We start from the raw sequence: 18,633 nt of genomic DNA on the forward strand, positions 1-18,633 counted from the left end.
AAGAAAGGCCGGGAAACCGGCCTTTTTGTTGCGGACTGCTAAAAGTCTAGTTGGCAGCGCCAGGGAATGCTCAGGCCTTCTTGCCGTGCCTGACCAAGTCCTGGGCGACCGACAGGCTCACCATTTCAGCCAGTTCACGCGCGGCGCGGTTCTCGGCGTCGAGCTGTGCCCGGTAGGAGGCGAACTCCTGCGTCGGCTTGTCGAAGGATGATGGGATCGACCGTTTGCCGGTTGCGATCACCACGCCGGTCCTGGCATCGGTCAGCACATAGTTTGCGGTCAGCGTCACCGTGCCTGCCGTCGGCTCGTCTTCGTCGGTCTGGATCTGCACCACCGCGGCCGATTCGACCAGTTCGGTGACACCGAGATCGAGCATGTAGACCGGTGCCGTCGTCTCGCCGGCACCCTGGCCGAAGGCAAAGATCAGATTGTTGCGGACCTGCTGGGCGTAGCGTGTCTTGACCGGCTTGACCGCGATCGACGCCAGTTCCGCCGAAGCGCTGACCGTGGAACCGGCGCTCAGCGGCGCGCTGGAATAGAGCGGCCTCACCGTGCAGGCCGAAACCAGCGCCACCGAGGCGACCATGCCGTACAGCGCTGCGCGGCGCAGCAATAGCGTCGTCTTTTCTAGATCAGGCCCCATCCTTCTGAAGTCAAGCAACGACATTGACGATCCTCTGCGGCACGATGATCACCTTGCGGGGCGCCTTACCTTCCAGCGCTTTCTGCACGAAGTCGAGAGCCAGAACCGCTTTTTCGACCGCACCTTGGTCCGCGTCGCGGGCAATTGTCAAATCGCCGCGCTTCTTGCCGTTGACCTGAACCGGCAGCACGATCTCGTTGTCGACCACCAGTGCCGGATCGTAGACCGGCCAAGGCCGTTCGGCGACCAGATCGGTGCCGCCCAGCGTGTGCCAGCACTCTTCGGCCAGATGCGGCATGACCGGCGCGACCACATGCACAAGGATCTCCACCGCCTCGCGGCAGGCGCCTTTCAGCGCCGCGTCGGCCTTGCCCTCGGCGACGTCGCTGAGCGGCGCGGTCAAGGCATTGGCCAGTTCGTAGATGCGGGCGATGGCCCGGTTGAAGCCGAGCTTCTCGATATCCTCGCCGATAGCCTTTAGGATCTTGTGCGCGGCCTTGGAAACGGCGCCCGCCTCGCCCTCCGGCGCCGCCTGCGGCTTGGCGCCGTCAAGCGTCTCGGCGGCAATGGACACCAGGCGCCAGACACGCTGGATGAAGCGATGTGCGCCGGCGGCGCCATCGTCCGTCCACTCGACGTCGCGCTCGGGCGGCGAATCCGACAGCATGAACCAGCGTGCGGTGTCGGCGCCGTAGCCGTCGGTGATGTCTTCCGGGCTTACCGTATTCTTCTTCGACTTCGACATCTTTTCGAGTGAGCCGATCGCCGCCTCTTCGCCGGTGGCGATCTCGATGGCGCGGCGCTTGCCGCCGACATCCTCGATCCTGACCTCAGCCGGCGACAGCCAGCGGCCATTGTTCGACGCACCGCCGACGCGGTAGGTCTCATGCACCACCATGCCTTGCGTGAACAGGCCCTTGAATGGCTCGGCCAGGTCGAGATGCCCGGTCGCGCGCATGGCGCGGGTGAAGAAGCGCGAATAGAGCAGATGGAGGATCGCGTGCTCGATGCCGCCAATATACTGGTCGACGGCCAGCCAGTCATCGGCAGCCTTGGGCTCCGTCGGCTCATTGGCCCAGGGCGCGGTGAAGCGCGCGAAATACCAGGACGAATCGACGAACGTGTCCATCGTGTCGGTCTCGCGGCGCGCATCCTTGCCGCATTGCGGGCACTTCACATGCCGCCAGGTCGGGTGGCGGTCGAGCGGATTGCCGGGACGGTCGAACTCGATGTCGTCGGGCAGCTTGACGGGCAGGTCGGCCTTCGGCACCGGCACGACGCCGCAATCCTCGCAATGGATCATCGGGATCGGGCAGCCCCAGTAGCGCTGACGCGAAATGCCCCAGTCGCGCAAGCGGAAGTTCACCTTGCGCTCCGCCATTGGCCGCCCGCCTATGGTCTTCTGCTCCAGGAGCTTTGCCACCTCGTCGAACGCCTGCTCCGGCTTCAGGCCGTCGAGGAAACGCGAATTGATTATCACGCCGTCATCGACATAGGCCTCTTCCGTGACCTGGAAGGTCTTGGCGTCGGCATCTTCCGGCATCACCACCGGGATCACCGGCAGGCCGTATCTGTTGGCGAAATCGAGGTCGCGCTGGTCGCCCGACGGGCAGCCGAATATGGCGCCGGTGCCGTATTCCATCAAAACGAAATTCGCGACGTAGACCGGCAGGGTCCACGAGTCGTCGAACGGATGCACGACGCGGATGCCGGTGTCGAAACCTTTCTTCTCGGCCGTCTCCAGTGCGGCCACCGACGTGCCCATATGCCTGATTTCGTCGATGAACTTGGCCAGATCGAGATTGGTCTCGGCGGCCTTCCTGGCCAGCGGATGGTCGGCGGCAACCGCCATGAACGACGCGCCGAAAATGGTGTCGGGCCTGGTCGTGTAGACCTCCAGTTCCTTCGCATCGCCAACCGGAGCGGCCAGCGGCCAGCGGATCAGCAGCCCTTCCGAGCGGCCGATCCAGTTCTGCTGCATCAGCTTGACCTTTTCCGGCCACTCGCCGAGACCATTCAGCGAGTCCAGCAGGTCCTGCGCGTAGTCGGTGATCTTGAAGAACCACTGCGTCAGCTCGCGCTGTTCGACCAGCGCGCCCGAGCGCCAGCCACGGCCGTCGATGACCTGCTCGTTGGCGAGCACCGTCATGTCCTCCGGGTCCCAGTTGACCTTGGAGGATTTGCGCGTCACCAGCCCCTTTTCGACGAAATCGAGGAACAGCATCTGCTGGCGGTGGTAATAGTCGACGTCGCAGGTGGCGAACTCACGCGCCCAGTCCAGCGACAGGCCCATCATCTTGAGCTGCTCGCGCATGGCGGCGATGTTGGCGTAGGTCCATTCCTTGGGATGGACCTTGTTCTGCATCGCCGCGTTTTCAGCCGGCATGCCGAAAGCGTCCCAGCCCATCGGGTGCAGCACGTTGAAGCCCTTGGCCCGCTTGTAGCGCGCCACCACATCACCCATCGTGTAGTTGCGGGTGTGGCCGATATGGATCTTCCCCGAGGGATAGGGGAACATCTCCAGCACGTAGTATTTCGGCTTTGGATCGTTGTTATGCGCTTCGAACAGCTTCTTTTCGGCCCAGGCCTTCTGCCATTTGGGCTCTGACGCGCGCGGATTGTATCGTTCGGTTGCCATCGGATGATTTTCACTTAAAAGCAGGCGCAGACCGCCGGACAAGGCCCGGTGGCCGAGGTAAATGTCGTCGCGGTGTTCACCATGGATTGCCGGACCCGTCAACTGCGGCGAGCCGGCCAAGACGATTAAAGACAGGCAGGATATGGACATGGCCAGCGCCGTTGAACAGTTTTTCGCCGTCAAGACGAGGATCGCTGCCGCCGAGCGCGAGGCCGGCCGCGACGCCGGTTCGGTGACGCTGGTTGCGGTGTCGAAGACTTTTGAGGCCGACGTCATCCGCCCGGTCATCGAGGCTGGCCAGCGCGTCTTCGGCGAAAACCGCGTGCAGGAAGCGCAAGGCAAATGGCCGGCCTTGAAAGCGGAATTCCCTGATATCGAACTGCATCTGATCGGCCCGCTGCAGTCGAACAAGGCGAAGGAAGCCGTCGCTCTCGCCGACGTCATCGAGACCGTCGACCGCGAAAAGATCGCCGCCGAACTCGCCAAGGAAATCGTGCGCCAGGGCCGCACGCCGAAACTCTACGTCCAGGTCAATACCGGCTCTGAGCCGCAAAAGGCCGGCATCGAGCCGCGCGACGCCGTCGCCTTCGTCGCCCGCTGCCGCGATGTCCATGGCCTCGCCATCGAAGGCCTGATGTGCATCCCGCCGGCCGACGAAAACCCCGGCCCGCATTTCGCCCTGCTGGAAAAGCTCGGCAAGGAGGCCGGGGTCGCAAAACTGTCGATGGGCATGTCCGGCGACTTCGAGACCGCCATAGCCTTCGGCGCCACCAGCGTCCGCGTCGGCTCGGCGATTTTTGGGAGCCGGTAAGCCAATTTCGACGATATACGATTGGCAGCGGGCGATCGTGCTTTCGTCATCCTATGGCGAAGCAAGGAGCGAAGCGACGCGGCGCAGACCATAGGATCCATGCCGCGACATCTGAGCTCCGCTGCAGTGAAGAATTTCTGCTCCGCCGCGCCCTTTGGTCAGGGTCGCGGCATGGATCCTCGGGTCTTCGCGACGCCGCTCCGCGGCTGCTCCGCCCGTGGATGACGAAGTGAGAAACGTTTCGGCTAATCTCCAACGTTTCCGTTCCGAGCAATTATGATCCACCGGACAACCCCAGCGAATGCCCGGCGTGGCTAAGGTTCCATGATGCCAGACGCGACGCGTCCATTGTGCCACCACTGGAAACGAAACGCACCGTTCCTATTTGCTTGGCGTCATCACCAATCTGCTGGAGCCGCCACCATGCGCTACAATCAACTCGGAAATACGGGGATGTTCGTCTCCGAACTGTGCCTCGGCACCATGACCTTCGGCGCCGCCGGCGAGAATGCCCAATGGGGCCTGATCGCCAGCCTCGACCAGAAGGGCGTCAACGACATCGTTGCCCGTTCCATCGCCGCCGGCGTCAATTTCTTCGACACGGCCGACGTCTATTCATTCGGCCAGTCCGAACGCCTGCTTGGCCAGTCGCTCAAGGATCTTGGCGTCAAGCGCTCGGACGTCGTCATTGCCACCAAGGTGCATGGCGCCATGGGCCAGGGCCCGAACGAGCGCGGCTCTTCGCGCGGCCACATCATGGATTCGGTCGAGGGCAGCCTGGAGCGGCTGCAGCTAGACCATATCGATCTCTACCAGCTGCACGGCACCGACACCGTGACGCCAGTCGACGAGACGCTGCGGGCGCTCGACGATCTCGTTGCCAGCGGTAAGGTCCGCTATGTCGGCGTCTCCAACTGGGCGGCCTGGCGCATCGCCAAGGCGCTGGGCGTTGCCGAGCGCAAGGGATTTTCCCGCTTCGAGACCATCCAGTCCTATTACTCGATCGCCGGCCGCGACCTCGAGCGCGAGATCGTGCCGCTCATCAACGAGGAGAAGCTCGGCCTGATGGTCTGGTCGCCAATGGCCGGCGGCCTGCTGTCGGGCAAATACGGCCCCGGCGCGCCCGGCAATGGCGAAGGCCGCCGCGCCGCCTTCAACTTCCCGCCGGTCGATGAGGACCGCGCCTGGGCGGCTGTGGCCGTGATGCGCGAGGTCGCCCAGAAGCACGGCGTCAGCGTCGCCACGGTGGCGCTCGGCTATGTCCTGGCCAAACCTTTCGTCATGAGCGTCATCATCGGCGCCAGCCGCATGGAGCAGCTCGAGCAGAACCTTGCCGCGGCCGAGGTGAAGCTCGACGCCGACGATCTCGCCAGACTGGATGAGGTCAGTGCGCTGCCGGCCGAATATCCCGGCTGGATGCTGGAGCGTCAGGGCGCCGGTCGCCGCCCGGCGCCGTTCACCCCGAAGAAATAGTCATCGCTGTCGCCTGATGCTTGGGGGGTCATCTGGCTCCCCAACGTCTTTTCAGCTCATCCGCACGCTCTCGACCAGAAAGTCGAGAAACGCCCGCACCCGTGCGGGCAAATGCCGGCCCTGGCCGACATAGACGGCGTGGGTAGGCTCCTCGTCGCCCGGATTGAAATCCTCCAGCAGCGCCGTCAGCCGCCCCGCCGCGATGTCATCGGCCACATGCCAGTGTGCCAGCCGGGCGATGCCGGCGCCGCCGACCGCCATCAACCGCATCGACTCGCCATCGCCGACCAGCGTGTTTCCCACGATGGGAACCGTGATGGCATTGTCAGCTGCGTCGACAAACTGCCAGCCATCGACATGCCGGACAAAGCCGAAAGCCATGCGATTGTGCCGGCTGAGATCGGCTGGAATCAGCGGTGTGCCATGTGTCTTGAGATAGGACGGTGCGGCAACGACCGTCATCCGGGTTTGCCCGAGCTTGCGCGCCACCAGCCGCGATTCGCCGAGCGGCCCGGCGCGGATGGCGACGTCGGCACGCTCAGCCATCAAATCGATGACGCTGTCGGTCAGCACCAGATCGACCGAAATCTCGGGATAGCGTTCGAGGAAATCAGGCAGCAGCGGGATCAGCCGATGCACCCCGAAGGGCACATAGGAGTTGACGCGCAGCCGTCCGCGCGGCGCGGCACCCACGGCCGCCTCGCGCTCGGCCGCCGCCATATCGGCCAGGATGCGCACCCCGCTGTCATAGAACGCCGTCCCTTCCGGCGTCAGCTGCAGCTTGCGCGTCGAGCGGGTGACCAGCCGCGCGCCGAGCCTTGCCTCCAGTCGCGCGATCAGCTTGCTCACCGCCGACGGTGTCATACGCAGCGAACGAGCCGCAGCCGAGAAGCTGCTCGCCTCGACGACGCGGACGAACACTTCGATCTCGCCGGAACGGTTGATGTCGGGTCTGGCCATCTGTGAATCTATTTCACAGGAAATATGCCCAAGGCAAGTCTGGTTCACAAGGCATGGCAACACGATCTCTGCGGTCGGGGCGCGGGTCTGGACAGCGCGCTCATTCGAGTTCGAACTGGAAACCGCCATGCCTCTTGCTCTCTACGCCCTCGCTGCCGGCGCCTTCGGCATCGGCGTCACCGAATTCGTCATCATGGGGCTGCTGATCGATGTCAGCAAAGATCTCGGCGTCTCGATCTCGGCCGCCGGCCAGTTGATTTCGGGCTACGCGTTGGGCGTCGTCATCGGCGCGCCGCTTTTGACCATCGCCACCGGCAACTGGCCCCGCAAGACCGTCCTTCTGGCCCTTATGGCGATCTTCACGCTCGGCAACCTCGCCTGTGCGATCGCCCCCGACTACTGGACGCTGATGGGCGCCCGCATCATCACCGCCTTTGCCCATGGCACTTTCTTTGGCGTCGGCTCGGTGGTCGCCACCGGCCTGGTCGCGCCCAACAAGAAAGCCTCGGCGATCGCGCTGATGTTCACCGGACTGACTATCGCCAACATCCTCGGCGTGCCCTTCGGCACCTGGCTAGGCCAGGCCTTCGGCTGGCGCGCCACCTTCTGGGCGGTAACCCTGGTCGGCTTGGCAGCCTTTGCCGTCATCCTGCTTCTGGTGCCGCGCAGCAAGGAAGCGCCCGAGAAGACCAATCTGCGCGCCGACCTCGCCGTGCTGCGCCGCACGCCGGTGCTGCTCGGCCTCGCCACCACCGTGCTCGGCTATGCCGGCGTCTTCGCCGTCTTCACCTACATCGCCCCGCTGCTCACCGAGATCAGCGGCTTCAGGGAGGCCGCGGTGTCGCCGATCCTGCTCGTCTTCGGCGGCGGCCTCATCGCCGGCAATCTGCTTGGCGGCAAGGTCGCCGACCGCTGGTTGGTGCCGGCGGTGCTCGGCAGCCTCGTGGTGCTGGCGTTGGTGCTGGCCACGATGACCTTCGCCGTCCACAGCCAAATCCTGGCCGTCATCTATGTCGGCCTGCTTGGTGCCGCCGCCTTCGCCACCGTGGCGCCGCTGCAGATGTGGGTGCTGGAAAAGGCGCAAGGCGCGGGCCAGAGCCTCGCCTCGTCCTTCAACATCGCCGCCTTCAACCTCGGCAATGCCGCCGGCGCTTGGCTTGGCGGCGCGGTGATTGCCCATGGCCTCGGCCTCGGCTCACTAACCTGGATCGCCGCTTTGCTGCCGGTCGCGGCTCTTGGCGTCGCTGCCCTGGCGCTGCGCCTCGATCGCGCCCCCACAATCGGGGCGCCGGTCTGCGCCCAGTCATGAGCATCACGCGCAAATCCTTCTTCGACATCATCAAGGAGCATAAAATGGATTATCGACGTCTCGGCGCATCGGGCCTGAAAGTGCCCGCACTGTCTTTCGGCGCCGGCACTTTCGGCGGCTCCGGGCCGCTGTTCGGGGCCTGGGGCAACAGCGACGCCAAGGAAGCGCGGCGGCTGATCGACATCTGCCTCGAGGCCGGCGTCAATCTGTTCGACACCGCCGATGTCTATTCGAATGGCGCCTCCGAGGAAGTGCTTGGCGAAGCCATCAAAGGCCGCCGCGACGCGGTGCTGATCTCGACCAAGACCTCGCTGCCGATGGGCGACAGACCGGCCGAATGCGGCTCGTCGCGCTCGCGGCTGATCAAGGCCGTGGACGCGTCCCTGAAGCGCATGGGCACCGATTACATCGACCTGCTGCAGCTGCACGCGTTTGATGCCGGCACGCCGATCGAGGAGGTGTTGTCGACGCTGGACGATCTCGTGCGCGCCGGCAAGCTGCGCTATGTCGGCGTCTCCAACTTCTCCGGCTGGCAACTGATGAAGTCGCTGGCCGAGGCCGACAAGCATGGCTACCCGCGCTATGCTGCGCACCAGGTCTACTACTCGCTGGTCGGCCGCGACTATGAGTGGGAGCTGATGCCGCTCGGTATCGACCAGGGCATCGGCGCGCTGGTGTGGAGCCCGCTCGGCTGGGGCCGCCTGACCGGCAAGATCCGCCGCGGCCAGCCCCTGCCGGAAAAGAGCCGGCTGCACGACACCGCCGATTTCGGCCCGCCGGTCGCGGACGAACATCTCTACCGGGTCATGGATGCGCTTGATGCGATGGCTGAAGAGACCGGCAAGACCGTGCCGCAGATCGCCATCAACTGGCTGTTGCGGCGCCCGACCGTGTCCTCGGTCATCATCGGCGCCCGCAACGAGGAACAGCTGCGCCAGAACCTCGGCGCCGTCGGCTGGGCGTTGACGCCGGAGCAGGTCAAAAAGCTCGACAAGGCAAGCGAAGTGACCGCGCCCTACCCGTACTTCCCCTATCACCGCCAGGAAGGTTTCGCCCGGCTGAACCCGCCTGCGGTGTGATCGCCGACGTTGAAGCTGCCAATCTCCCCCCTCGCGGGGGAGATCAGCTATACTGCCGCTCAGTGCAGCACGAACTCCCCATCCACCTTCCGCCATTCGTTCGGCGCGATCAGCTTCTGGTGCGTGTAGCTGATCGAATGCAGCGGCCCGTCGAGCCTGGCCTTCCAGAACTCGATGAACTTGATCAGCACCGGAAACTTCGGCGCCAGATCGTAATCCTGCCAGATGAAGCTCTGCAGCAGATGCGGGTGGTCGGGAAAATGGTACAGAATCTTGGCCGTGGTCAGGCCGTACCCCTTGAGCATCAGGTCCATTTCGGAATGATCGCGCATGACAGCCCCTTGGCCTAGTTGATTCTCCATTCCTCCCAACACCGAATTGTGCGCGCCGTTCCTTAACTGTCTATGATTTTCCTGATCCCAGTCGGGTTTTATGCACGAAAACATGCAGTTAGCAGCGACCGCTGCCGAGTGCTGATACAACCGAAACGGGAGCTGCGGCATCCCGCCACGCGAATCCAACGTCTAATGTTGCCGTCAGCGCGGAACTGTTAATAATGCCGCCGAATTCGCGGCTGCGTCGCCGTGATCCTGGCTGTGGTCAAGCCGGCGGGGTGGTTTGGGAGGAAAGTGAAGACATGTCCGAGGTTAAGATCCACCGCGTCCAGCCGGCGTGGAAGAAGAACGCGCTGATCGACAACGACACCTACCTCAAATGGTATAACGACAGCGTGAAGAATCCGGACAAGTTCTGGGGCAAGCACGGCAAGCGCATCGACTGGTTCAAGCCGTTCAGCAAGGTCAAGAACACCTCCTTCGAGGGCAAGGTCTCGATCAAATGGTTCGAGGACGGCGAAACCAACGTCTCCTACAACTGCATCGACCGCCATTTGAAGAAGCGCGGCAACCAGACCGCCATCATCTGGGAAGGCGACAATCCCTACGACGACAAGAAGATCACCTATAACGAGCTCTACGAGCATGTCTGCCGGCTCGCCAATGTGATGAAGAAGCACGGCGTCAGGAAGGGCGACCGCGTCACCATCTACATGCCGATGATCCCGGAAGCGGCCTACGCGATGCTGGCTTGCACCCGCATCGGCGCCATCCACTCGATCGTCTTCGGCGGCTTTTCACCGGACGCCTTGGCCGGCCGCATCGATGACTGCAAGTCGACCTTCGTCATCACGGCTGACGAGGGCTTGCGCGGCGGCAAGCCGATCCCGCTGAAGGAAAACACCGACAGAGCGATCGAAATCGCCGCCAAGGCCGGCACCAAGGTCGATAAGGTGGTCGTCGTTCGCCGCACCGGCGGCAAGACCGGCTGGGTCCAGGGACGCGACATCTGGTACCATGACGAGATCGCCACGGTGAAAGGCGACTGCAAGCCGGAGAAGATGAAGGCCGAGGATCCGCTGTTCATCCTCTATACCTCAGGCTCGACCGGCAAGCCGAAGGGCGTGCTGCACACCACCGCCGGCTATCTCGTCTATGTCTCGATGACCCACCAATATGTCTTCGACTACGATGATGGCGATATCTACTGGTGCACCGCCGATGTCGGTTGGGTCACCGGCCACAGCTACATCGTCTATGGCCCGCTCGCCAACGGCGCCACCACGCTGATGTTCGAGGGCGTGCCGAACTACCCCTCGCAGTCGCGCTTCTGGGAAGTCATCGACAAGCACAAGGTCAACATCTTCTACACCGCGCCGACGGCACTGCGCGCGCTGATGGGCGCCGGCGACGAACCGGTGAAGAAGACCTCGCGCAAGTCGCTGCGCGTGCTGGGCTCAGTCGGCGAACCGATCAATCCGGAAGCCTGGGAGTGGTATTTCAACATCGTCGGCAACGGCAAGGTGCCGATCGTCGACACCTGGTGGCAGACCGAGACCGGCGGCATCCTGATCACGCCGCTGCCCGGCGCCACCGACCTCAAGGCTGGTTCGGCGACGCGGCCCTTCTTCGGCATCAGGCCGCAGCTGGTCGACGGCGAAGGTAGGGTGCTGGAAGGGGCGGCCGACGGCAATCTCTGCATCGCCGATTCCTGGCCAGGCCAGATGCGCACCGTCTATGGCGATCATGACCGCTTCGTGCAGACCTATTTCTCGACCTACAAGGGCAAATACTTCACCGGTGACGGCTGTCGCCGCGACGCGGATGGCTATTACTGGATCACCGGCCGCGTCGACGACGTCATCAACGTTTCCGGCCACCGCATGGGAACGGCCGAGGTCGAATCGGCGCTCGTCAGCCATGAGAAGGTGTCGGAAGCAGCTGTCGTCGGCTATCCCCACGACATCAAGGGCCAGGGCATCTACAGCTACGTTACCTTGATGAAAGGCGTGGAGCCGAGCGAGGAACTGCGCAAGGAGCTCGTGGCCCATGTCCGCAAGGAGATCGGCGCCATCGCCTCGCCCGACAAGCTGCAGTTCGCACCTGGACTGCCGAAAACCCGCTCCGGCAAGATCATGCGCCGTATCCTGCGCAAGATCGCCGAGGACGATTTTTCCGCGCTCGGCGATACCTCGACACTGGCCGATCCGGCCGTGGTCGATGATCTGATCGCCAACCGCCAGAACAAGAAGGGCTGAGGGGATTTGATGGCTGCACTGGGCGCAGTCACGGAGCTCTGGCGTTACCCCGCAAGTTCGCTTGCCGGCGAACGCCAGTACGCCATTTCGGTCGGCCTTGAAACCATCGACGGCGACCGGCTGTTCGGCCTTGTCGATGTCTCGGACAATGAGATCGCGCGGCCCGACCGGGACGCCAAGTGGCACAAGGTGCCGCGCATCCGCACCCGGCTGACCAACGATCGCGAGCTGGAGATCGCCGCTCCCGGCGGCGACTGGCTGGCAGTGCCGGGTGTGGAATGCGACCAAGCCATCTCGGCCTATCTCGGCTTCGCCGCCTCGATCCGGCCGTTCAGCCAGGACAATGCCCCCAACTACACCGGCCCGCTCACCGCGGCGCGCTACCGCAAAGCGCCGATCCATCTCTTGACCACCGCATCGCTGGCGCGGCTCAAGGCGCTGCACCCCGAAGGCATTCCCGATCCGCGCCGCTTCCGCCCCAACATAGTTGTCGACATGGCGGCGGTCGAAGGCTCGTTTCCCGAGACCGAATGGATTGGCCGCAAGCTCGCCATCGGCGATCTGCTGGTGACCGTCTCGGAGCCGTGCCGCCGCTGCGGCTTCACCATCATCAGCCAGGACGGCTTCGACCACGATCCCGGCATCCTGCGCAATCTGGTCCGCCACAACGCGCACAATCTTGGCGTCTATTGCACTGTGGACAGGCCGGCGCGCGTCGAGATCGGCGCGCCGATGCGGTTCGTGTAGGCCCTACCGCGAGGCAGCGAATCGCAGACCTTGGAAAGCGTGGGGTTCGGCCCCGAATCCTATCCCTACCGATACAGATCCGCCCGTGTCGGCGGCAGCCCGCTCGGGCCGCGTGCGCGTTTGGTGACGACGGTCTGAAAAATCTGCGCCGAGGCGCGCTCGAAGGTGATCGAGCAGCCGGTGAGATAAAGCAGCCACAGCCGTGCCTTGGCCTCGCCGACTTCGGCGACCGCCTCGTCGAAGCGAGCCTGCAGCCGCTCGGCCCACAGCCGGCAGGTGCGCGCATAGTGCTCGCGCAGATTCTCGACGTCGTAGACCAGGAAGCCATGCGCCTCCAGATTGCCCAGCGTCATGCCGATCGTGTCGAGTTCGCCGCCTGGGAAAATGTATTTGAGCAGCGCCTTGAACTCCGGCCCCTTGCGCAAGGTTTTCTTCAAGTCGCCCTTGCTGCGCCTGGTGATGGCGTGGTGCAGATAGATGCCGCCGGGCTTCAGCAGGCGATGGATGGTCTTGAAATAGGTGGCGTGGTTGGCGAGCCCGAGATGCTCGAACATGCCGATCGACGATATCTTGTCGAAGGAGCCTTTGAGCTCCGCATAGGATTTGATCTCGACGGTGATGCGGTCCTGCAGCCCTTCGGCGCGGATGCGCTCGCGGGCGAGATCGGTCTGCGCCTGCGACAGCGACACGCCATGGCCGACGACGCCATAATTTTTGGCCGCATGGATCAGCATGGCGCCCCAGCCGCAGCCGATGTCGAGCAGCTTTTCGCCCGATTTCAGCCTGAGCTTGCGGCAGATATGGTCGAGCTTGTCGGCCTGCGCCTGGTCGATGCCATCGGCGAAATCCTTAAAGTAGCCGCAGCTGTAGACCATGCGCTCGTCGAGGAAGAGCCGATAAAAGGCATTCGAAATGTCGTAGTGATGCTGGATCGCCTCCTGGCTCGACCCGCTGACATAGGGGTTGCGACCCGACAGATCGGTGCGTGCACTCATCTGCTTGCGTGACAGGAGCACCGCCGGCAGGTCGCGCAGGATCGCCAGCTTCGGCAGCGACTTGAGCTTGGTCCTGAGCTTGCCTTGCGACGGCAGTGCGTAGAAATCGAAAATCGTCCCGTCTTCGATGTCTATCGTCTTGGAGATCCACATCTCGATCAGCGTCGACAGTGATGGCCGCTTCACCACCTGCCAGACGATGTCCTGGTCGTTGATGGTGAGCACGGGCCCGGTGGCGGGACCGATCCGCTCGCCGGTCCACAGCTTGACCGCAAAACCCGGCCTCAGCGTTTCGATCACCGTTCGCACGATGCGCGCGGCCTTCTCGGCTGCCTCCATGGCCATCCTCCCGAGTCCTGACAATCCACCTTGCACGGATTTTGCCCGCCCTCGCGGCTCTTCGCAACCCGGCGCAAAAGGCGGCTCGCCGGCTATTTCAAATCGGCATCTTGTTTTTTGCTGCAACGCACCCCATCATCTGTACGTGTTCAACAAATCGAAAGGAGGTGATCCGATGTCGAGTGATTTCGTTTTCCAGAACGTGGCCTCAGCGGATTGCACTTTCGGGAAGCAGTCTTCCCGTTAAGGCGCGATAAGCGCGGCGGGTGACCTCGGTCGCCGCCATTGGCCGCGCCACGGACGGAAACACGGAAGGCCGCCGGCTTCGTCAAGAAGCGGCGGCCTTTTCCATTTCCGGATTGTGTGTCGAAGCGAATCAGAATCCGGTCACGCCAGCATCCGCGCACTGACGGTCTTGTCGACGCCGTGATAGGGCGGGTTGAACAGATTGCCTTCCTGCTCATAGGTCCAGACCTTGAACAGCGAGAGCTGATGCGGGCCGAAGCTGTGCAGCAGCGGCACATCCGTGGCATCACGACCGCGCGCGATGACGACGCGGCCTATCCTCGGACGATTATGACGGGGGTCGAACGTGTACCATTTGCCGTCGAGGAACACTTCCATCCAGGCCGAAAAATCCATCGGCGCCGGGTCGGCCGGCACGCCGATGTCGCCGAGATAGCCGTTCACATAGCGGGCCGGGATGTTCATGCAGCGGCAGAGCGTGATCGCCAGATGGGCGAAGTCGCGGCATACACCAACCTGCTCCTCATGCGCTTGGGCTGCGGTGCGCGTCGACCGCGCATAGCCATAGCCGAAGGACAGCCGGTTGTGGACATAGTCGACGATCGCCTGCACCCGCGCCCAGCCGGAGGGAACATGGCCGAAAAGCTGCCAGGCCAGACTGCTCAGATGATCGGTCTCGCAATAGCGGCTGCCGAGGAGGTAGCCGAGCACATCGTCCGGCAGTTCCGCCACCGGCACTTCCCTGGCCAGCGTGTTGACCGCGTCAGGCTCCCCGCTGTCCTCGACGGCTGCGTCATAGAGAATGCGGAAACTGCCGGCGGGTGCGGTGAAGCGGCGGCAGGTATTGCCGAACAGATCGTGATAGACCTTGCTCGGCACTGAAGGCGACGTCAGCACGCGTGTCTGCCGTTTGATGTCGGCCTGACGATCCCTGTGGATATCAAGCAGCGAGATGACCGGCGTGGCGCCGACGCATTCAATGGCGATTTCGTAGCCGAGCCGGATCAGCACAATGATTGCCCCTTCGATCCCGTGGAAAACAGTATGCTCAAAACGCCAGAGGCGGGACCATGGTTCCCTGGAACTATCGAAAGGCTCTCCCGCGGCTTCCCAGGCAGGCGTGGCGACGTTACGGTCGCATGACATGTTTCGACCCTCCCGAAACGATCCCTAACCCCGTGGAAAATCTGATGTTTGCAGGCAGAAAATTCGCCGCGTTCCTGTTCGATATGGATGGCACGGTGCTCAATTCGATCGCCTCGGCCGAGCGCGTCTGGGCGGCGTGGGCGCTTAAGCACGGTCTCGACGTCGAAGCCTTCCTGCCGACGATCCATGGCGTGCGGGCGGTCGAGACCATCACCAGGCTGGCGCTTCCCGGCCTCGACCCTGTTCATGAGGCGTTTGTGCTGTTGCAGGCCGAGTCGGACGATGTCGAAGGCGTGCTGCCGATCGCCGGCGCCGTGCCGTTCCTCAACGCTTTGCCGCCAGAGCGCTGGGCGATCGTCACCTCGGCGCCGCGCCCGTTGGCGCTGCTGCGCATGCGGGCCGCCGGCATCCCGGTTCCCGCCTTGGTGGTCGCGGCCGAGGATGTGTCGCACGGCAAGCCGGCGCCCGACTGTTTCCTGCTGGCGGCAAAACGGCTCGGCGTCGATATCGGCGACTGTCTGGTCTTCGAGGACGCACCGGCCGGTATCGCGGCGGCGGAAGCAGCGGGCGCGTCGGTGATGGTGATCAGCGCCACTCACCAGCATCCAATGACGACTCAGCACAACTCGATTGGCGGCTACGAAACCGTCTCCATCGCCATCGATGACAGCGGCTGGATGACGCTGGGGGCACAGCGCAGCGCGGCCTGAGGAACTGGAGGACTGGAGGACTGCTATGCGCCTTTTTCTTCAACTCTTCAGTTCACCAGTTCCCCAGTTCTTCCGTTCCTGAACCCCTAGAAATCGCTAGCCAGTCCCTTCACTTCCCAGTCGCCGTAGCGGCCGGGTTCCTTGCCGCCGCGGCCGCCGATTTCCTTCGGCAACGCAGCTTCCTTCTGGCGATACGCTTCACGGCGCGCCTCGGCTTCAGCCAGCGCCCGGCTGGCCGCCGGCGTCAGGTCCTTCTCCCGGTCGGCATCAGCTTTGCTGGGTTGGTCGGTCATGCGATAGTCCGGGCGGATTGAAACGAAGGGCGGCGTTTCCCATCATATAGCCATGAGTTCACCCCGATCGACCTTTTTTTGCCACGGCCGCACAGGGAGCAGATGATGAGCACGCTACGCACCACCATGCTCCTGGCCGCGATGACGGCGCTGTTCATGGGCGTCGGTTTTCTGATCGGCGGCACCGGCGGCATGATGATCGCCTTCCTGGTCGCCGCGGGCACCAATCTGTTCAGCTACTGGAATGCCGACAAGATGGTGCTGTCGATGAACCGCGCCGTCGAGGTCGATGCCAGGAACGCACCCGAATTCCACGCCATCGTCGGGGCGCTGGCCAAGCAGGCCGGCCTGCCGATGCCCAAGACCTATCTGATCGACAATCCGCAGCCGAACGCCTTCGCCACCGGCCGCAATCCAGAGAACGCCGCGGTCGCGGCCTCGACCGGGCTGCTGGAGCGCCTTTCGCATGAGGAGGTGGCGGCAGTCATGGCGCATGAGCTGGCCCACATCCAGCATCGCGACACGCTGACCATGACCATTGTCGCGACACTCGCCGGCGCCATCTCGATGCTCGGCAATTTCGCCTTCTTCTTCGGCGGCAGCCGCGACAACAACAACCCGTTCGGCTTTGTCGGCGTGCTGGTGGCGATGCTTGTCGCGCCCTTCGCCGCCATGATCGTGCAGATGGCGGTCAGCCGCACCCGCGAATACGAGGCCGACCGGCGCGGCGCCGAAATCGTTGGAAATCCGCTTTGGCTGGCATCGGCGCTTGACAAGATCGCCCGCGGCGCCGAACGCATCCGCAACCCGGATGCCGAACGCAATCCCGCGACCGCGCATCTCTTCATCATCAATCCTCTTCACGGCGAGCGCATGGACAGCCTGTTTTCGACCCACCCGAACACCGACAACCGCATCGCCGCGCTGCAGGCGATGGCGCGCGACATGGCAGGCCTCCAGCCGGCGCCGCGCCAGGCGCCGACGCCAGAGCAAACAGAAGAATTCCCGGCCGATGCCGAGCAAGGTCCGTGGGGTAAGGCAGCACGCCCCACGCAGCCGACCAAACCGGCCAAGCCGAAAGCCAATCCGTGGGGCCGCAATCCGACCGGACCCAAAGGTCCGTGGTCGTGAGCGGCGCCAGATCCCGGCCCGCACATTCAGGCGATCGCGAAAACAGCTCGGACGAATTCGTCGCCGGCTTCGCCGCGCGCAAGGCCGCGGCGCGGCTGCTGGCCGCCGTGATCGACGCCAAGACGCCGCTCGACGGGCTGACCGACCACGAGAACGGCCATCCGCAATACAAAGTGCTCGACCTGCGCGACCGCGGCCTGGTGCGCGCCATACTGGTGACCGCGCTGCGCTACCGCATGACCATTGCCGGGCTCCTCGCCCGCCGCCTTGAAAAGCCGCTGCCGCCCAACGCCACAGCTTTGTTGCACATCCTGCATGTTGCGGCGGCGCAGATCCTGTTCCTCGACATCCCCGACAGCGCCGCCGTCGATTTGGCTGTGACCCACGCCAAGTCGGACCCACGCACGCAGCGCTTTTCCGGCCTCGTCAACGGCGTGCTGCGCACTTTGGCGCGCGCCAAGGAGACCGAACTGCCTGCCGCTCTTGCCGCCACCGATGAGGCGCCAAAATGGTTCTCCGACCGGCTGAAGGCTGCCTATGGCGCCGAGATGACCAGACAGATCCTGGCGGCGCATCGCGTTGAGGCGCCGGTCGATTTCACGGTCAAGGCCGATCCCGAATTGTGGGCCGAAAAGTTCGGCGGCATCGTGCTGCCGACCGGCACGGTGCGAGTGGAAAAGCTCAGCGCCTCCGTCACCGAACTGCCGGGCTTCAGCGAAGGCGCATGGTGGGTCCAGGACGCCGCCGCCAGTTTTCCGGCGCGGCTGTTCGGCGATGTCAAAGGATTACGCGTCGCCGACCTCTGCGCCGCCCCCGGCGGCAAGACCGCTCAGCTTATCCTTGCCGGCGCCAAAGTCACCGCCTTGGACACCTCGAAGAACCGGCTGGCGCGGCTGACGCAGAACCTCGAACGGCTTGGGCTGTCCGCCGAGATCGTGCAGGCCGATCTGCTGAAATACCAGCCGGCGGAGCTTTTCGACGCCGTCCTGCTCGACGCGCCCTGCTCTTCCACCGGCACGGTTCGGCGCCACCCGGACGTGCCATGGACCAAGACGGTAGCCGACGTCGAAAAGCTAGCCGATCTGCAAGCAAAGCTGCTCGCCCGCGCCGTCACTTTGGTCAAACCGGGCGGCCGGATTGTTTTTTCCAACTGTTCGCTGGACCCGATCGAAGGCGAGGATCTGTATCGCGCCTTTCTGGCCGGCAACAAGACCGTCGCCGACGATCCGCTGCAGCCCGGCGAAATCGCTGGCATCGACGCCTTCCTGACCCCGCAAGGCACGCTGCGCACCACACCCGCCGATCTTGACCTTGGTTCGCCAGGGGTTTCCGGCCTGGACGGCTTCTTCGCCGCCCGCATGCGACGTGTCGCCTAGGATTTTGTCGGCAGAGCCGCAGCCCTTCGTGACTTCGTCATCCACGGGCGGAGCAAGGAGCGTAGCGACGCAGCGCAGACCCGAGGATGCCATGCCGCGACACATGAGCGCCGCTACGACGCAGAATTCTGCTCCGCTGCAACC

The 18,633-nt window shown here is 63.9% G+C and carries 16 protein-coding genes; 9 read left to right on the forward strand and 7 right to left on the reverse strand.

The window, feature by feature from the left end:
- Nucleotides 1–70 precede the first annotated feature (70 nt).
- Both NLY44_RS20840 and leuS read right to left on the reverse strand, forming a co-directional pair.
- Nucleotides 71–667 carry an LPS assembly lipoprotein LptE gene (locus NLY44_RS20840; RefSeq protein WP_023688873.1) on the reverse strand — a complete coding sequence of 199 codons (597 nt, stop codon included), beginning with the start codon at nucleotides 665–667 and terminating at the stop codon, nucleotides 71–73.
- Nucleotides 654–3,281 carry a leucine--tRNA ligase gene (gene leuS / locus NLY44_RS20845; protein WP_023688872.1) on the reverse strand — a complete coding sequence of 876 codons (2,628 nt, stop codon included), beginning with the start codon at nucleotides 3,279–3,281 and terminating at the stop codon, nucleotides 654–656. The genes NLY44_RS20840 and leuS overlap by 14 nt, the downstream gene beginning before the upstream one ends.
- Before the next feature lie 148 nt (nucleotides 3,282–3,429).
- On the opposite strand from leuS, the gene NLY44_RS20850 reads away from it, so the two are divergent.
- Nucleotides 3,430–4,092, forward strand: coding sequence for a YggS family pyridoxal phosphate-dependent enzyme (locus tag NLY44_RS20850; protein ID WP_023688871.1), 663 nt, complete (start codon nucleotides 3,430–3,432; stop codon nucleotides 4,090–4,092).
- A gap of 423 nt (nucleotides 4,093–4,515) precedes the next feature.
- Nucleotides 4,516–5,565, forward strand: a complete 1,050-nt coding sequence (locus NLY44_RS20855; RefSeq protein WP_023806388.1) for an aldo/keto reductase — start codon at nucleotides 4,516–4,518, stop codon at nucleotides 5,563–5,565.
- 51 nt (nucleotides 5,566–5,616) lie between these two features.
- Here NLY44_RS20855 and NLY44_RS20860 read toward each other — a convergent pair whose 3' ends face one another.
- Nucleotides 5,617–6,525 carry a LysR family transcriptional regulator gene (locus NLY44_RS20860; protein WP_023806389.1) on the reverse strand — a complete coding sequence of 303 codons (909 nt, stop codon included), beginning with the start codon at nucleotides 6,523–6,525 and terminating at the stop codon, nucleotides 5,617–5,619.
- 127 nt (nucleotides 6,526–6,652) lie between these two features.
- Here NLY44_RS20860 and NLY44_RS20865 point away from each other — a divergent pair, with 127 nt between their 5' ends.
- Nucleotides 6,653–7,834 carry an MFS transporter gene (locus tag NLY44_RS20865; RefSeq protein ID WP_286454939.1) on the forward strand — a complete coding sequence of 394 codons (1,182 nt, stop codon included), beginning with the start codon at nucleotides 6,653–6,655 and terminating at the stop codon, nucleotides 7,832–7,834.
- Between the two features lie 44 nt (nucleotides 7,835–7,878).
- The gene (locus tag NLY44_RS20870) at nucleotides 7,879–8,913 is read left to right on the forward strand and encodes an aldo/keto reductase (RefSeq protein WP_023806390.1); all 1,035 of its coding nucleotides are present in this window, start codon (nucleotides 7,879–7,881) and stop codon (nucleotides 8,911–8,913) included.
- 59 nt (nucleotides 8,914–8,972) lie between these two features.
- Here NLY44_RS20870 and NLY44_RS20875 read toward each other — a convergent pair whose 3' ends face one another.
- Nucleotides 8,973–9,245, reverse strand: coding sequence for an usg protein (locus NLY44_RS20875; protein WP_023668649.1), 273 nt, complete (start codon nucleotides 9,243–9,245; stop codon nucleotides 8,973–8,975).
- A 305-nt stretch (nucleotides 9,246–9,550) separates the two neighbouring features.
- On the opposite strand from NLY44_RS20875, the gene acs reads away from it, so the two are divergent.
- Nucleotides 9,551–11,506, forward strand: a complete 1,956-nt coding sequence (gene acs / locus NLY44_RS20880; protein WP_023806391.1) for an acetate--CoA ligase — start codon at nucleotides 9,551–9,553, stop codon at nucleotides 11,504–11,506.
- Nucleotides 11,507–11,515: 9 nt separating this feature from the next.
- Nucleotides 11,516–12,253 (forward strand): MOSC domain-containing protein, encoded by a 738-nt coding sequence (locus tag NLY44_RS20885; RefSeq protein WP_023806392.1) that lies wholly within the window; start codon nucleotides 11,516–11,518, stop codon nucleotides 12,251–12,253.
- A gap of 65 nt (nucleotides 12,254–12,318) precedes the next feature.
- Here NLY44_RS20885 and NLY44_RS20890 read toward each other — a convergent pair whose 3' ends face one another.
- The gene (locus NLY44_RS20890) at nucleotides 12,319–13,587 is read right to left on the reverse strand and encodes a class I SAM-dependent methyltransferase (protein WP_023806393.1); all 1,269 of its coding nucleotides are present in this window, start codon (nucleotides 13,585–13,587) and stop codon (nucleotides 12,319–12,321) included.
- A gap of 387 nt (nucleotides 13,588–13,974) precedes the next feature.
- Nucleotides 13,975–14,844, reverse strand: a complete 870-nt coding sequence (locus tag NLY44_RS20895) for a transglutaminase-like domain-containing protein (RefSeq protein ID WP_023693194.1) — start codon at nucleotides 14,842–14,844, stop codon at nucleotides 13,975–13,977.
- Nucleotides 14,845–15,023: 179 nt separating this feature from the next.
- Between NLY44_RS20895 and NLY44_RS20900 the strand changes: the two genes are divergently transcribed.
- Nucleotides 15,024–15,689, forward strand: coding sequence for an HAD-IA family hydrolase (locus tag NLY44_RS20900; RefSeq protein ID WP_023704958.1), 666 nt, complete (start codon nucleotides 15,024–15,026; stop codon nucleotides 15,687–15,689).
- An 86-nt stretch (nucleotides 15,690–15,775) separates the two neighbouring features.
- On the opposite strand, the gene NLY44_RS20905 is transcribed toward NLY44_RS20900, so the two are convergent.
- Nucleotides 15,776–15,982 carry a DUF1674 domain-containing protein gene (locus NLY44_RS20905; RefSeq protein ID WP_023688862.1) on the reverse strand — a complete coding sequence of 69 codons (207 nt, stop codon included), beginning with the start codon at nucleotides 15,980–15,982 and terminating at the stop codon, nucleotides 15,776–15,778.
- A gap of 105 nt (nucleotides 15,983–16,087) precedes the next feature.
- Here NLY44_RS20905 and htpX point away from each other — a divergent pair, with 105 nt between their 5' ends.
- Together htpX and NLY44_RS20915 are read left to right on the forward strand one after the other, a co-directional pair.
- A complete protein-coding gene (htpX, locus tag NLY44_RS20910; protein WP_023747330.1) occupies nucleotides 16,088–17,113 on the forward strand; it encodes a zinc metalloprotease HtpX in 1,026 nt (341 codons plus the stop codon).
- Entirely contained in the window at nucleotides 17,104–18,489 is a 1,386-nt protein-coding gene (locus NLY44_RS20915) for an RsmB/NOP family class I SAM-dependent RNA methyltransferase (RefSeq protein WP_023806394.1), read from the forward strand. Before htpX ends, NLY44_RS20915 begins: the two co-directional genes overlap by 10 nt.
- The last annotated feature ends 144 nt before the right edge of the window (nucleotides 18,490–18,633 follow it).

It is taken from the genome of Mesorhizobium sp. C089B (assembly GCF_030323125.1).
Lineage (GTDB): Bacteria > Pseudomonadota > Alphaproteobacteria > Rhizobiales > Rhizobiaceae > Mesorhizobium.